This is a genomic window from Streptomyces sp. TBY4, from assembly GCF_024213195.1.
Classification (GTDB): Bacteria; Actinomycetota; Actinomycetes; order Streptomycetales; family Streptomycetaceae; genus Streptomyces.
The window spans coordinates 190,943-205,202 of record NZ_JANAVF010000003.1; the positions used below are offsets into that span (position 1 = coordinate 190,943).

Below are 14,260 nucleotides of genomic sequence, written 5' to 3' on the forward strand. Positions count from 1 at the left end.
GAGCCTAGTTAGTCCCCTTTAGCGAGGAAAGTCGAGCCTGTGTGGAGCCGCCCGTCTCCTCCGCTTCCCGCTCCCGCTCCAGCAGCCCGCGCAGCGGACCGGGGGCCGCCGCCAGCTCCGCGTACGCACCGCGCTGGACCACCCTGCCGCCGTCGAGGACGAGCACCTCGTCGACCGCTTCCAGGCCGGCCAGCCGGTGCGTGATCAGCACGGTGGCACGGCCCTCGGTCGCGGCCAGCAGGTCCGCGGTCAGCGCGTCGGCGGTGGCCAGGTCCAGGTGCTCGGCCGGCTCGTCCAGGACGAGGACCGGGAAGTCCGCGAGCAAGGCCCGGGCCAGGGCGAGACGCTGGCGCTGACCGCCGGAGATCCGCTCGCCGTGCTCGCCGACCAGCGTGTCCAGCCCATCCGGGAGCCCCTCGGCCCACTCCAGCAGCCGCGCCGCGGCCAGGGCCTCCCGCAGCCGGGCCTCGTTCGCCCCCGGGGCGGCCAGCCGCAGGTTCTCCCGTACGGAGCTGTCGAAGATGTGCGCGTCCTGGGCGCACAGGCCCACCACCCGGCGCACGTCGTCCCCGTCGAGGGCGCGCGCGTCGGTCCCGCCCAGGGTGTACGCGCCTTCGTGCTGGTCCAGGAAGCGCAGCAGGACCTGTGCCAGCGTGGTCTTGCCGGCACCCGAGGGCCCGACGACCGCGATCCGGCGGCCCGCCTCCAGGGTCAGGTCGAGCCCGCCGAGCGCGTCCGTCTCCTGCCCGGGGTGGCGGGCGTGGAGCCCCGTCAGCCGCAGCGGGAAGGGCGAGGCGGGCAGGGCCTCGGGCCGCTCCGGCTCGGTGACCGGGACGGGAGTGTCGATGACCTCGTAGACCCGCTCGGCGCTGCGCCGGACCCGCTGGCGGTACTGGACGGCCTGCGGAAGTCCGCTGACGGCCTCGAAGGCGGCCAGCGGGGTCAGCACGACCACGGCCATGGCCACCCCGGACAGCCGGCCCCCGGCGACGGCGTCCGCCCCGACGGCGGCCGCACAGACCACGGTCACTCCGGTCACCAGGGCCGACAGCCCGCCCCCGAGCCCGGTGACGGCGGCCGCGCGGGCCGCGATCCCGGTCAGCGTGCGGTCGCTGTCCTTCGCGGCGGCCTTGCGCCCGCCGAGCGCTCCGGCGACGGTGAGCTCCGCGGTTCCGGTGAGCAGATCCGCCACACGGGTGGCGAGCTCTCCCCGGGCGGGCGCGAGCCGGCGTTCGGTCCGGCGGGCGCAGACCGCGCTGAGGAGCGGCACCCCGACACCGGCGGCCAGCAGCCCGGCGGCGAGCACCGCCCCGGCTTCGGGCAGCAGCCAGGCGGTGAACGCCACCGAGCCGGTGCCCACGAGCAGCGCGGTGCCGACGGGCAGCAGCCAGCGCAGCCAGTAGTCCTGCAGGGCGTCGGCGTCGGCCACCAGCCGGGTCAGCAGGTCCCCGCGCCGATGGGTGCGCAGCCCGGCGGGCGCGATGCGCTCCAGCCGCTGGAACACCGAGACGCGCAGGTCGGCGAGCATCCGCAGGACCGCGTCGTGGGAGACCAGCCGCTCCGCGTAGCGGAAGACGGCCCTTCCCATGCCGAAGGCCCGCGTCGCGGTGACGGCCACCATCAGGTAGAGCACGGGCGGCTGTTCGGAAGCGCGCGAGATCAGCCACCCGGAGACGGCCATCAGCCCGACGCTGCACCCGACGGCCAGCGCCCCGAGGAACAGCCCGAGCCTGAACCGTCCTTGCCAGGCCCTGGCCACGCCCCGCACCCGCTTGAGCGGATCGCCGCCGCCGGCGTCGCCGCCGCGGGTACTGCCCGCACGCTCCGGGGCGTCCCCGAGGATCCACTCCCCGGGATCGCGCGGCGCCGGTCCCGGCTGCGCTGCCCGGACGGGAGGAAGGGGCGCGGCGGGGGAGGGCCCGGCCGGGCCGGCCCCGACCCGTACGACCCGGTCGGCCAGGGCCAGCAGCGCCGGCCGGTGCACCACGAGCAGGACGGTCCGCCCGACCGCGAGGCGGCGTACCGCCTCCACGACGGCCGCCTCGGTCTCGCCGTCCAGCGCCGCCGTCGGCTCGTCGAGCAGGAGCACCGGCCGGTCCGCCAGGAACGCCCGGGCCAGCGCGAGGCGCTGCCGCTGCCCCGCGGACAGTCCGACCCCGCCCTCACCGAGGAGGGTGTCCGCCCCCCGCGGCAGGGCCCGTACGAACTCCCACGCCCCGGCGTCCGCCAGCGCGGCGGTCACCTCGGCATCGGTGGCGCCGGGCCGCGCCAGGCGGACGTTCTCGGCGATCGTCCCGGCGAACAGGTGCGGCCGCTGCGGCACCCAGGCGATGCGCTCGCGCCATTGCTCGGGCGCCAGACCGACCAGGTCCGTGCCCGCGACACGGACCACGCCCGTACGGGGGGTCACGAAGCCCAGCAGCACCTGCAGGAGCGTGGACTTGCCCGCGCCGCTCGGGCCGGTGAGGGCCACGCATTCGCCCGGTTCCACGGTCAGCGAGACGGGTCCGGGGGAGTCCTCGCCCCGGCCCTCGTACCGGACGGCCACCCCGTCGAGCTCGATCCGCAGACCCGAGGCGGGAACGGCGGCCGTCCCCGGCGATGCGGGAACCGGGGTCTCCAGCACCTCGAAGATCTCTTCCGCGGCGGCCAGTCCCTCCGCCGCCGCGTGGTACTGGGCCCCGACCTGGCGCAGGGGCAGGTACGCCTCGGGTGCCAGGACCAGGATGACCAGTCCGGTGTAGAGGTCGAGCTCCCCGTGGACGAGCCGCATGCCGATGGTGACGGCGACCAGCGCCACCGACAGGGTCGCCAGCAGTTCGAGGGCGAAGGAGGACAGGAACGCGATGCGCAGCGTGCGCATCGTGGCCTGCCGGTAGTCATCGGTGATCTTGCGGATGGACTCCGCCTGGGCCTTCGCCCGGCCGAAGACCTTGAGGGTCGGCAGGCCGGCCACCACGTCGAGGAAGTGTCCCGAGAGCCGGGACAGCAGCCGCCACTGGCGGTCCATCCGGGACTGGGTGGCCATGCCGATCAGGATCATGAAGAGGGGGATCAGCGGCAGCGTGACCACGATGATGGCCGCCGACACCCAGTCCTCGGTGACGATCCGCGCGAGCACCGCCACGGGGACGACGATCGCGAGCCCGAGCTGGGGCAGGTACCGCGAGAAGTAGTCGTCGAGGGCGTCCACGCCCCGGGTGGCCAGGGCCACCAGGGAGCCCGTCCGCTGTCCGCTGAGCCAGCCGGGGCCGAGGTCCGCGGCCCGCTCCAGCAGCCGGCCGCGCAGTTCCGACTTGACCGCCGCGCTCGCCCGGTGCGCGGCCAGTTCGGTGAGCCAGGCGACCAGGCCCCGGCCGAGCGCCACCGCCGCGAGCAGCAGCAGGGGCGTCCGCAGGGCCGCGCCGTCCAGTCCGTCCTCGAAGGCGCCGACCACGATCTCGGCGATCAGCATCGCCTGGCCGACGACCAGTCCCGCCCCGGCGAGCCCGAGGGCCACCACCGCTCCCAGGAAGAGTCGGGTGGACCGGGCGTACCGGAGCAGGCGCGGGTCGATCGGTTTCACGTGAAACATCCCCAGGCAGGATCAGGCGGGGCGGGACGGGCGGAGCGGTCTCAGTGCGCGTCGACGATGTGCTGGGTGCCGATGCGCTTGCGGAACACCCAGTAGGTCCACGCCTGGTAGAGCAGGACGAGCGGGGTCGCCACCGCCGCGCACCAGGTCATGATCTTCAGGGTGTACGGGCTGGACGAGGCGTTGGTGACCGTGAGGTTCCAGGCGCTGTCCAGCGAGGACGGCATGACGTTCGGGAACAGCGTCAGGAAGAGCATCGCGACGGCGGCCGCGATGGTGACTCCCGACAGGGCGAACGCCCAGCCCTCCCGGCCCCTGAAGGTGAAGCCGAGGGCCCCGACCAGGGCGAGGACCGCCACGGTCATGGCGATCAGGCTCCAGCCGTCACCGCGCGAGAGCTGGGTCCAGATCAGGAAGGCGAGCGCGAGGACCGCGGTCACCACCCCGAGCCGGATGGCCAGCGCGCGCGAGCGGTCCCGGATGTCCCCGACCGTCTTGAGCGAGGTGAACACCGCGCCGTGGAAGGTGAACAGGGTCAAGGTGACCAGGCCGCCGAGGATCGAGTAGACGTTGAGCAGGTCGAAGAAGTTTCCGACGTACTCCATGTCCTGGTCGATCTTCACTCCGCGCACGATGTTGGCGAAGGCCACGCCCCACAGGAACGCGGGGATCAGCGAGGTCCAGAAGATCGCGTGTTCCCAGTTGGTCTGCCACTTGTCCTCGGGGCGCTTGTGCCGGTACTCGAAGGCGACCCCGCGGATGATGAGGCAGATCAGGATGATCAGGAGCGGCAGGTAGAACCCGGAGAAGAGGGTGGCGTACCACTCGGGGAAGGCGGCGAAGGTCGCGCCGCCGGCGGTGAGCAGCCAGACCTCGTTGCCGTCCCACACGGGCCCGATCGTGTTGATCAGGACCCGCTTCTCCGTGCGGTCGCGGGCCAGCAGCTTGGTCAGGACGCCGACTCCGAAGTCGAAGCCCTCCAGGAAGAAGTAGCCGATCCACAGAACGGCGATGAGCACGAACCAGACGTCGTGGAGTTGCATGGTGTGGTCTCCTCAGCCTCAGTACGAGAAGGCCATCGGCCGGTCGGGGTTCTTGTCGTCCCCGCCGATCTTGGTCGGCGGGTTGAGGTCGGCCTCGGTGAGCTCGGGCGGGCCGATCTTGACGTACTTCACGAGGAGCTTGACCTCGATCACGGCGAGCACGGCGTAGAGCAGCGTGAAGCCGATCATCGAGGTGAGCACCTCACCCTGGGAGACGTTCGGCGAGACCGCGTCGCGGGTGCGCAGGACCCCGTAGACCACCCAGGGCTGGCGGCCCATCTCGGTGAAGATCCAGCCCCAGGAGTTGGCGATCAGCGGGAAGCCCATGGTCCAGAGCGCGATGATCCAGTACCAGTTCGTGAACTTGGGGCTCAGCGCCTTCTTGAAGAGGACCAGGTGCGGGACCTCTTCCTCACTGGTCCGCAGCCCGGGCGGCAGCATGAACTTCTTGCGGGTCAGCCAGAGCCCCAGCACGCCGACTCCGAGCGAGGCCATGCCGAAGCCGATCATCCAGCGGAAGCCCCAGTAGGCGACCGGGATGTTGGGCCGGTAGTCACCGGGACCGAACTTCTCCTGCTCGGCCTTGTTGACGTCGTTGATGCCCGGGACGAACGAGCTGAAGTCGTCGTTGGCCAGGAAGGACAGCAGGCCCGGGATCTCTATGGCGACCGTGTTGTGGCCCTTTTCCACGTCTCCGTAGGCGAAGAGGGAGAAGGGCGCGGGCGCCTCGCCGTCCCAGAGCGCCTCGGCGGCGGCCATCTTCATCGGCTGCTGCTTGAACATGACCTTGCCGAGGAGGTCTCCGCTGATCGCGGTGCCCAGACCAGCGATGATCATGACGACCAGGCCGAGGCGCAGCGAGGTCCGCATGACGGGGATGTGCTTCTTGCGGGCGAGGTGGAAGGCCGAGATGCCGACCATGAACGCGCCGCCGACCAGGAAGGCCGCCGTCATGGTGTGGAAGAACTGGGTCAGCGCGGTGTTCTGCGTGAGCACCAGCCAGAAGTCCGTGAGCTCGGCCCGGCCGCGCTCCTCGTTGATCCGGTAGCCGACGGGGTGCTGCATCCAGGAGTTGGCCGCGAGGATGAAGTACGCGGACAGGATGGTGCCGATCGAGACCATCCAGATGCAGGCCAGGTGGATCTTCTTCGGCAGCTTGTCCCAGCCGAAGATCCACAGGCCGATGAAGGTGGATTCGAAGAAGAAGGCGATGAGGGCCTCGAAGGCCAGCGGGGCTCCGAAGATGTCACCGACGAACCGCGAGTAGTCGGACCAGTTCATGCCGAACTGGAACTCCTGGACGATGCCCGTGACGACACCCATCGCGATGTTGATCAGGAAGAGCTTGCCCCAGAACTTGGTGGCCTTGAGGTACTTCTCCTTTTCCGAACGCACCCAGGCGGTCTGCAGGATCGCGACGAGCGCGGCCAGCGAGATCGTCAAGGGAACGAAGAGGAAGTGATAGACGGTGGTAATACCGAACTGCCATCGCGCCAGGGTCTCTGGCGCCAAAGCTAGGTCCACGTCGTCGTCTCCTTCGTTTCGCCGTGGTCACAGCCGCAGTTTGCCTCGTGTATCCCACTCAATCCGGGAGGAAGCAGGACACGCTTGTGAACGCGTTCACATTCACAAGCATTATGTCGTACCGCTGTCGGCATCTTTCAGGGGGGTCCCCCCTAGCGAATAAATTCAACAGATTGTTGAATGCGAACCATGAAGATTCGATTCCTCTGGCCCGCCGGCCAGCTCACCGCAACGCTCGACGAGACCCCGACCGCCAAGGCGCTCGCCGACGCCCTCCCCATTTCCGCTTCCGCCAACACCTGGGGGGAGGAGGTCTACTTCGACACCGGCGTCTCCGTGGCCCTGGAGCACGACGCCCAGCAGGTCGTCGAGCCCGGCACGGTCGCGTTCTGGACCGAGGGCGACGCGCTCGCGCTGCCCTACGGCCCCACTCCGATCTCCCGCGGGGGCGAGAGCCGCCTGGCGAGCCCGTGCAACGTGCTCGGCTCGTTCGACGGCGACCCCCGCCTGCTGGCCACCGTCCGCGACGGCGACCCCATCCGCGTGGAACTGGCCTGACACCGTTCCCACCGGCCCCACCGGGCCGGGCGCGCTACATCTCCTTGAAGAACGCCTCGGCCGTGTGCAGGAAGAGGTCGTTCGCCTCGGGCTCACCGATCGTGACCCGCAGGCCCTCGCCCGCGAAGGGCCGGACCACCACGCCGGCCTTCTCGCAGGCCGCCGCGAAGTCGGCGGTGCGCTCCCCGAGCCGCATCCACACGAAGTTGGCCTGCGTCTCGGGCACCACGGTCCAGCCCTGGGCCAGCAGGGTCCCGTAGACCCGAGCGCGCTCGCCCACCAGCGACCCGACCCGGCCCATCAGCTCGTCCTCGGCCCGCAGCGAGGCGACCGCCGCGTCCTGGGCGAGCTGGCTGACGCCGAAGGGCACCGCGGTCTTGCGCAGCGCCGCGGCCACCGGCTCGTGCGCCACCGCGAAGCCGACGCGCAGGCCGGCGAGCCCGTACGCCTTGGAGAACGTACGCAGTACGGCGACGTTGGGACGGCTGCGGTAGAGCTCGATGCCGTCCGGGACCTCGACGTCGCGGACGAACTCCTTGTAGGCCTCGTCGAGGACGACGAGGATGTCGGAGGGCACCCGGTCCAGGAACCGCTCCAGCTCGGCACGGCGCACGGCGGTGCCGGTGGGGTTGTTGGGGTTGCAGACGAAGATCAGGCGGGTCCGCTCCGTGATCGCCTCGAACATCGCGTCCAGGTCGTGCACGTCCCCCTCGGCCAGCGGCACCTGGACGGACGTCGCACCCGAGATCTGAACGATGATCGGATAAGCCTCGAAAGACCGCCAGGCGTAGATGACCTCGTCGCCCGGACCCGCCGTCGACTGGATCAGCGACTGCGCGACCCCGACCGAGCCGGTGCCCGTGGCGATGTGCTCGACCGGGACCCCGAACCGCTCGGCGAGCTCGTTCACCAGACCCGTGCACGCCATGTCCGGGTACCGGTTGAAGTGGCCGGCCGCCGCGACCGCGCTCTCCAGGACCCCAGGCAGGGGCGGGTACGGGTTCTCGTTCGAGGACAGCTTGAACGCGACCGGACCGCCCGCAGCGGCGGGCTTCCCGGGCTTGTAGGTGGGGATGCCGTCCAGCTCGGCGCGCAGCTTCGGGCTCTTCTCGCTCACCGCAGGTCCTCCTCGACCGTCCCGTACGACGTCGCCGTCGACTCAATACTCCTCACCTTATGAGGATTCCGTCCATCCGAGAACGGCAGGCGCCTGGAATGCGGGAGAGCGCACGCATATATGCGTGCGCCGGTGGCCTGCGCCGTGGCGCGCGTCCCTCGTACAGGTGAGTTGAGCAGAGGGCCGGAGGGCCCCGTTTTGGCATGCACGGTCCCGCCGACAAGGACACCGGACACCCTCCTCCACCAAACACCTTCATTTCCAAGGTCATTGGGGGTGGCGAACCGTGCAGAATCGTGCCTGTCAACCCGTGCATATGCATCCGGACCGCCCTGCCCACCGAGCCCTACTATCGGCTCGCCATGACAGCAGCAGGGAAGCATCAGGTGAGCCGGACCGAGACCACCCGGCGGGCCGCCGGCCGACAAGGCCGGGCGGGCATCAGGGACGTGGCCGCCGCGGCGGGCGTCTCGATCACGACCGTCTCCGACGCCCTCAATGGGAAGGGACGTCTGCCGGACGCCACCCGCCGCCACGTTCGCGAGGTCGCAGACCGGCTGGGCTACCGCCCCTCCGCGGCGGCCCGCACCCTCCGTACCGGCAAGTCGGGCCTCATCGGCCTGACCGTGACGACGTACGGGGATGAACCTTTCACCTTCACCGAATTCGCGTACTTCGCCGAGATGGCCAGGGCCGCCACCTCCGCCGCGCTCGCCCGCGGGTACGCCCTCGTCATCCTCCCCGCCACCTCCAGACACGACGTCTGGTCCAACGTGGCCCTCGACGGCACCGTCGTCATCGACCCCTCCGACCACGATCCCGTCGTGACCGAACTGGTCCGCCAGGGTCTGCCCGTCGTCTCCGACGGGCGCCCCGCCGGCTCACTCCCCGTCACCGCCTGGGTCGACAACGACCACGAGGCCGCCGTCCTGGGCCTCCTCGACCACCTCGCCGCCGCCGGAGCACGCCGCATCGGGCTTTTGACCGGCACCACCACCGACACCTACACCCGGCTCTCGACCACGGCCTACCTGCGCTGGTGCGAGCGCGTGGGCCAGGACCCCGTCTACGAGTCCTACCCCGCCCACGATCCGTGCGCCGGCGCCGTCGCCGCCGACCGGCTGCTCGCCCGGCCCGACCGGCCCGACGCCGTCTACGGTCTGTTCGACCCCAACGGCACCGACCTGCTCGCCGCCGCCCGGCGCTACGGCCTGCGCGTTCCGGAGGACCTGCTGCTCGTGTGCTGCAGCGAGTCCACCGTGTACGCCAACACCGAACCGCCCATCACCACCCTGTCCCTCAAACCGCGCCGCATCGGCACCGCCGTCGTCCAGCTGCTCATCGACGCCATCGAGGGCGTCGACACGGGCGGCCCCGTCGAACAGGTCATCCCGACCGAGCTGATCATCCGTACCTCGTCCCAGCGCAGGCAGCCCCGTACGACCGTCAGCCCGCCCCGATCCCCGGCCCAGGACTGACCACCACGCCGGTCCGACGGCGGGACAGCCGGTCCCGCCGGTCCCGCCGAGGATTTCAGCAACACCTATATCGGGAGAAACCGGTAGGAAGGACCAGCTCCGACCAGGATTCACCACCCCTGGTGCGTCACAGAGCGCGAGCTGCATTCCTATGATGGGCGCACGACATCACGGACCCTCCGCCCCAGAGGCGGGCGGGTCCGCAGGTGTACGGCAGCGCGACGGTGGTGGAGGGGTCGATGACTCAGGGGGCCGGTCAGGGACCCGCGGTGCGGACGGACACCGAGCGGGACTTCCGGTTGCCGGTCGCCGGACCCGCCTCGCATACCGTGCTCCCCGGAGCGACGTCAGCCGCAACGGCCGGCGACGCGGGGCCCGGCGCCCCCGGGCTCGGGGCGGACGCCCCCGTCTACGGCGAGTACCCCGCCTACTACGGAGCGGGCCCGGCTCCCGTCCCCGCTCAGCACGGCTACGGCCACGAGCCCCCGTACGGCGCCACCGGCGGCCTCGGCGAGCACGGCGGGCTCCCGATGGGCCACGCCACCGAGGAGAGCGACCCCGAGGGGTACACGCCGACGCAGCGCGACCTCCCCGTGATCGGGCGCGGCGCCCTCGGCGGCCCCGGCGACACCGTCCAGGTCCAGTACGTCCCCCAGGAGACCCCCGGCGAGGGCCCCGGCCCGCTCTACGTCGTCGGCGACGTCCACGGCTACATCGACGAACTCGTCGCCGAACTGCAGTTCCAGGGACTCATCGACGCCGACCGCAACTGGTCCGCCGGCAACGCCCGGCTCTGGTTCCTCGGCGACTTCACCGACCGCGGTCCCGACGGCATCGGGGTCATCGACCTCGTCATGCGTCTCTCCGCCGAAGCCGCCGCCGCCGGCGGCTACTGCAAGGCCCTCATGGGCAACCACGAGCTGCTGCTCATCGGCGCCAAGCGGTTCGGGGACACCCCCGTCGTCTCCGGCGCCGGCACCGCCACCTTCCAGGCCGCCTGGCTCCTCAACGGCGGCCAGCGCACCGACATGGACCGGCTGCAGGACGTCCACCTCCAGTGGATGTCCCGGCTGGACGCGGCGGTCCTGGTCGAGGACCACCTGCTCCTCCACTCCGACACCACCGCCTACCTCGACTACGGCGACTCGGTCGAGGACGTCAACGACACCATCCACGAGCTGCTCAACCGCAACGACGCCGACATCACGTGGGACCTGTTCCGCAAGTTCACCAAGCGCTTCGCCTTCCGGGACGAGGAGACCGGCCCCCAGGCGGTGCGCGAACTCCTCGGCACCTACGGCGGCAGCCGCGTCGTGCACGGACACAGCCCCATCCCGTACCTGCTGGGCGAGGTCGGCACCGAGGACGGTGACGGTGCGCACGGCCCCGAGGCCGTCGTCGGCCCGCACGTCTACGCGGAAGGCCTGGCCATCGCGATGGACGGTGGCGTCACGATGGCGGGCAAACTTCTCGTCGTGCAACTCCCGCTGAACGACTGAGGCTTCCCGGAGCTGGGTATTTCCGGAAAGCCCCTGTCACCGTACGGCGTGGGCGCTCTACCATCGCTCTATCCGTAGCAGGCTCTCCTCCGTTTGTGCCGGCGCCCCGTTCTACGCGGGCATACCGGTCCCTACGGAGCATCGGGGGATGCACATGACCAGCGCTCCGCACCTGCTCACCGAAGACCGACCGGAGTTCGATCGGCTCCTCGACGAGGCGCTGCGCACGGCGAACGCCAGGCCCGAACTCGCCGCACTGGGCGAACGCCTGAACGCCGAACAGCTGCGCACCATGGCTATCGGGGCCACCGGAATACTGACGGCCGCGGCCGCGGCCGAGTACGAGCACTACGTGAAGGTCCGCAAAGAGCGGCAGGACGAGATCCTGTCCACCCCCGGAACGGCGGGGGAGGAGGACGAGGAGCAGGGCGGCGGCGCGGGCGTCAGCGCCGTGGTCGCGGTGCTCGCGCCGGTCCTGGCGGGCACCGCCATGCTGATCTTCCTGCTGGTGGGCTACATCCTGAAGATGATCGAGCCCGAACCGGCCTTCGCCGACACGATGCTCACGGCGGGCTGGCTCTTCGGCGGACTCACCGCGGCCGCACTGCTCTTCGCCGTGATCGGGCTGCTCGTGACGGCCGTCCGCAACAGCTCCACCGAGGTGGCGGCGGACGAGACCGAGGCGGTGCCCGACGAGGTGGCACGGGCCCGGGAGGCCTGGCGCAACGCCCTGCTGGAGCGGGGCATCGTGCCGTTCCTCCGGGACGCGCTGGCCGATCCCAGCGTGGGGGCCGGCTTCCCGGCCCCCAGAAAGCCGGGAGCCGGGCGCATCCCCAACCTGGGATACACCCGGCCCGATTTCACCAGTCCGGGGCCCCCGACTCAGGGGCCCCGTCCCGGCTACACGTCTCCGGACTTCACCAGTCCGGACTTCGGCGGCCCGGAGACCGAGCCGGAGTAGCGGCTACTTCGTGGAGAGGCTGTTCGGGGGACCCGCGTAGCCGAGGTCCCCCTTCCAGTCGACGTCACCCTTGGCCACGCCCTTGGCACGGAGGACGGGGACGGGCGCCGGCGTCAGTTCCACCCAGCCGGCCGGGTCGGGGTCGAAGTTCTGCCCGTTGACCGTCATGGTGAGCTGGAACACCCTGCCGGTGGTCGTCAGCACCTTGACCTGCGCCTCGTTGTCGTTCCCTGCCATGGAGACTCCGCAGGGGAATCCAGTGGCGGCGCTGTTGGGGTAGTTGGCGAGTCCGGAGACGTCCTGCCAGACGGGTGCACCACCTACGGTGTCCGCCCGGCCGGCGAAGGTGTGGCCGTTGTTGAGCGCGGCGTGGAAGTCCTCGGTGCCGGAAGGCGCGTAACTGTCGATGTCGTTGCACGGCCCAATGGCACCCGTCGCGCCGGTGGCACCCGTGGGGCCGGTCGGTCCGGTGGCACCCGTGAGACCCGTCGCACCTCGCGGCCCGGTGGGACCCGTCGGCCCGGTCAGACCCGTGGCACCGGTTGCACCCGTCGCACCAGTGGCACCGGTCGCGCCCGTCGCTCCGGTGGCACCCGTCACGCCGGTCGCACCCGTCGCACCACGCAGCCCGGTCGGACCCGTGGCACCGGTCGCGCCCGTCGCTCCGGTGGCACCCGTGGCTCCGGTGGCACCCGTCGCACCACGCAGCCCGGTGGCGCCCGTCGCACCCGTCGCACCGGTCGCACCCCTAGGTCCGGTCGGACCCGTCGGGCCCGTCGCTCCCGTGTGTCCCTTGGGGCCGCGCGGACCCCGCGGGCCCGTCGGGCCCACCTTGCAGTCGTCCTCGTGAGACGGCTGCGCGATCAGATCCGCGGCCTCCTGGGTCCGGTTGTCCGGTCTGTGGTGGTTGGACTTGCAGCGGTCGGGATTCACCGGCGTCGCGGCCAGCGCCACCGCCGGGGACGCCAGGCCCGCCAGCACCAGCGCCACCGAGGCGAGCGTGCCTCCGGTCAGCCAGCCGGCCCGTCGGGGCAAGGGCCCCAGGTAGGTACGGGCCTTGTTCTCAGAACTCATGTACCGCTCCTCGCAGACACCGGATCGAATCGACCTGCGAAGTCCGGAAATAAGACCGGGCTCCGCGGGCCATCCTGAGGACCCCGCACCCACGAGCCCGTCCGACGCGCCCGCCCGTCAGCGGAACGGCGCAGTGCGCACCGCCACTTGGCGGTCTGCCGCACGGCCACACGAGTCTGCGCAAGGCTCCATGTTTCACGTGAAACATCCGTCGCTGTTTCACGTGAAACATCGGAGCAGCCCCATAGCCCCGCAGCCCCCAGCCCTCCTAGCCCGCGGACCGGTCTGCCAGGACCCGCCTCCGCTGCCCGACATCCGTCAGAGCCGGCGACTTCCAGGCGCCGTCCGGGTGGTACAGGTTCCGGCCCGGCTCCACGATCTCGTCGATCCGGTCCAGGGTCGCGTCGTCGAGAACCAGACCGGCGCCCTTCACCAGCGCTTCCAGCTGCTCCATGGTCCGCGGCCCGATGATCACCGACGTGACGGCGGGATGCGCCGGCGGGAAGGCCACCGCGAGTTCGGGCAGCGTGCAGCCGATGGAGTCGGCGAGCTCGACCAGCTGCTCCACGGCCTCCAGCTTCGCGATGTTGCCCGGGATCGCCGGGTCGAAGCGGGCCGGTGTCAGCGCCGCGCGCCCCGAGGTCAGATCGATGGCCCCACCGAGCCGGTACTTCCCGCTCAGGAACCCCGACGCCAGCGGGCTCCAGGTCAGGACGCCCATCCCGTACCGCCGGGCCACCGGCAGCACCCCGCCCTCGATCCCGCGCGCGAGGATGGAGTACGGCGGCTGCTCGGTCCGGAACCTCGGCAGGGCCCGCCGCTCGGCGACGTGATGCGCCTCGGCGATCTCCTCGGCGGGGAAGGTGGAGCACCCGAAGGCCCGTATCTTGCCCGCCCGCACCAGGTCGCCGAGGACCGACAGGGTCTCCTCGACGTCCGTGCTCTGATCGGGCCGGTGCACCTGGTAGAGGTCGATCCAGTCCGTGTCCAGCCGGCGCAGGGAGTCCTCCACGGCACGCACGATCCAGCGCCGGGAGTTCCCGCTGCGGTTGCGGCCCTCGCCCATCTGGAAGTGCACCTTGGTCGCGAGGACGACATCGTCCCGCCGGCCCTTGAGGGCCTTGCCCACGATCGTCTCGGACTCCCCGGCGGAGTACATGTCCGCGGTGTCCACGAAGTTGATCCCGTGATCGAGTGCGGCGTGCATGATCCGCACGCACTCCTCGTGATCCGGATTGCCCACCGCACCGAACATCATCGTGCCGAGGCAGTGCGCGCTGACCTCGATGCCGGTCCCGCCCAGAATTCGGTATCGCATGCTCATGGACCGCACCGTAGGAGTTGGAGCGCACTCGAGCGCAAGCCCCTGCGAGACCTTGAGGGTTTCCGGCACGCGTCAGCAGATCGGCCCATCGGGCCCCGCCAATGGATG

Annotated in this window: 10 protein-coding genes; 4 read left to right on the forward strand and 6 right to left on the reverse strand. The window is 70.9% G+C overall.

The genetic code is table 11. From position 1 onward, the window contains the following. Nucleotides 1-4 precede the first annotated feature (4 nt). Genes cydD through NLX94_RS08820 form a run of 3 tightly spaced genes read right to left on the reverse strand, consistent with a single transcriptional unit; the run spans nucleotide 5 to nucleotide 6,141 of the window. Nucleotides 5-3,565 (reverse strand): thiol reductant ABC exporter subunit CydD, encoded by a 3,561-nt coding sequence (gene cydD / locus NLX94_RS08810; protein WP_254382056.1) that lies wholly within the window; start codon nucleotides 3,563-3,565, stop codon nucleotides 5-7. 50 nt (nucleotides 3,566-3,615) lie between these two features. Further along, nucleotides 3,616-4,617, reverse strand: coding sequence for a cytochrome d ubiquinol oxidase subunit II (cydB, locus tag NLX94_RS08815; protein WP_254382057.1), 1,002 nt, complete (start codon nucleotides 4,615-4,617; stop codon nucleotides 3,616-3,618). An 18-nt stretch (nucleotides 4,618-4,635) separates the two neighbouring features. Then, complete coding sequence (locus tag NLX94_RS08820) at nucleotides 4,636-6,141, reverse strand: cytochrome ubiquinol oxidase subunit I (RefSeq protein ID WP_254382058.1); 1,506 nt, start codon at nucleotides 6,139-6,141, stop codon at nucleotides 4,636-4,638. Between the two features lie 189 nt (nucleotides 6,142-6,330). On the opposite strand from NLX94_RS08820, the gene NLX94_RS08825 reads away from it, so the two are divergent. Continuing rightward, nucleotides 6,331-6,699: a cyclophilin-like fold protein gene (locus tag NLX94_RS08825; RefSeq protein ID WP_243331197.1), complete on the forward strand. Its 369-nt coding sequence runs from the start codon at nucleotides 6,331-6,333 to the stop codon at nucleotides 6,697-6,699. A gap of 34 nt (nucleotides 6,700-6,733) precedes the next feature. Here the strand turns inward: NLX94_RS08825 and hisC are convergent, their stop codons facing one another. Next, nucleotides 6,734-7,816 carry a histidinol-phosphate transaminase gene (gene hisC, locus NLX94_RS08830; RefSeq protein ID WP_254382059.1) on the reverse strand — a complete coding sequence of 361 codons (1,083 nt, stop codon included), beginning with the start codon at nucleotides 7,814-7,816 and terminating at the stop codon, nucleotides 6,734-6,736. 362 nt (nucleotides 7,817-8,178) lie between these two features. Between hisC and NLX94_RS08835 the strand changes: the two genes are divergently transcribed. The 3 genes from NLX94_RS08835 (at nucleotide 8,179) to NLX94_RS08845 (ending at nucleotide 11,754) form a co-directional block, all read left to right on the forward strand. Continuing rightward, complete coding sequence (locus tag NLX94_RS08835) at nucleotides 8,179-9,294, forward strand: LacI family DNA-binding transcriptional regulator (RefSeq protein ID WP_214954921.1); 1,116 nt, start codon at nucleotides 8,179-8,181, stop codon at nucleotides 9,292-9,294. A gap of 239 nt (nucleotides 9,295-9,533) precedes the next feature. After that, the gene (locus NLX94_RS08840) at nucleotides 9,534-10,793 is read left to right on the forward strand and encodes a metallophosphoesterase (RefSeq protein ID WP_302169025.1); all 1,260 of its coding nucleotides are present in this window, start codon (nucleotides 9,534-9,536) and stop codon (nucleotides 10,791-10,793) included. A 148-nt stretch (nucleotides 10,794-10,941) separates the two neighbouring features. Further along, nucleotides 10,942-11,754: a hypothetical protein gene (locus NLX94_RS08845; RefSeq protein WP_254382060.1), complete on the forward strand. Its 813-nt coding sequence runs from the start codon at nucleotides 10,942-10,944 to the stop codon at nucleotides 11,752-11,754. A gap of 3 nt (nucleotides 11,755-11,757) precedes the next feature. On the opposite strand, the gene NLX94_RS38865 is transcribed toward NLX94_RS08845, so the two are convergent. Continuing rightward, nucleotides 11,758-12,828 (reverse strand): hypothetical protein, encoded by a 1,071-nt coding sequence (locus NLX94_RS38865; RefSeq protein ID WP_302169026.1) that lies wholly within the window; start codon nucleotides 12,826-12,828, stop codon nucleotides 11,758-11,760. 268 nt (nucleotides 12,829-13,096) lie between these two features. Beyond that, nucleotides 13,097-14,146, reverse strand: a complete 1,050-nt coding sequence (locus NLX94_RS08860; protein ID WP_254382413.1) for an aldo/keto reductase — start codon at nucleotides 14,144-14,146, stop codon at nucleotides 13,097-13,099. Nucleotides 14,147-14,260: the final 114 nt, after the last annotated feature.

Excerpts from the sequence above, each read along its gene's own strand:
- NLX94_RS08840 (WP_302169025.1), top strand. The coding sequence starts at position 9,534 with ATGACTCAGGGGGCCGGTCAGGGACCCGCGGTGCGGACGGACACCGAG.
- NLX94_RS38865 (WP_302169026.1), bottom strand. The coding sequence starts at position 12,828 with ATGAGTTCTGAGAACAAGGCCCGTACCTACCTGGGGCCCTTGCCCCGA.
- NLX94_RS08860 (WP_254382413.1), bottom strand. The coding sequence starts at position 14,146 with ATGCGATACCGAATTCTGGGCGGGACCGGCATCGAGGTCAGCGCGCAC.
- NLX94_RS08825 (WP_243331197.1), top strand. The coding sequence starts at position 6,331 with ATGAAGATTCGATTCCTCTGGCCCGCCGGCCAGCTCACCGCAACGCTC.
- NLX94_RS08835 (WP_214954921.1), top strand. The coding sequence starts at position 8,179 with ATGACAGCAGCAGGGAAGCATCAGGTGAGCCGGACCGAGACCACCCGG.
- cydB (WP_254382057.1), bottom strand. The coding sequence starts at position 4,617 with ATGCAACTCCACGACGTCTGGTTCGTGCTCATCGCCGTTCTGTGGATC.
- NLX94_RS08845 (WP_254382060.1), top strand. The coding sequence starts at position 10,942 with ATGCACATGACCAGCGCTCCGCACCTGCTCACCGAAGACCGACCGGAG.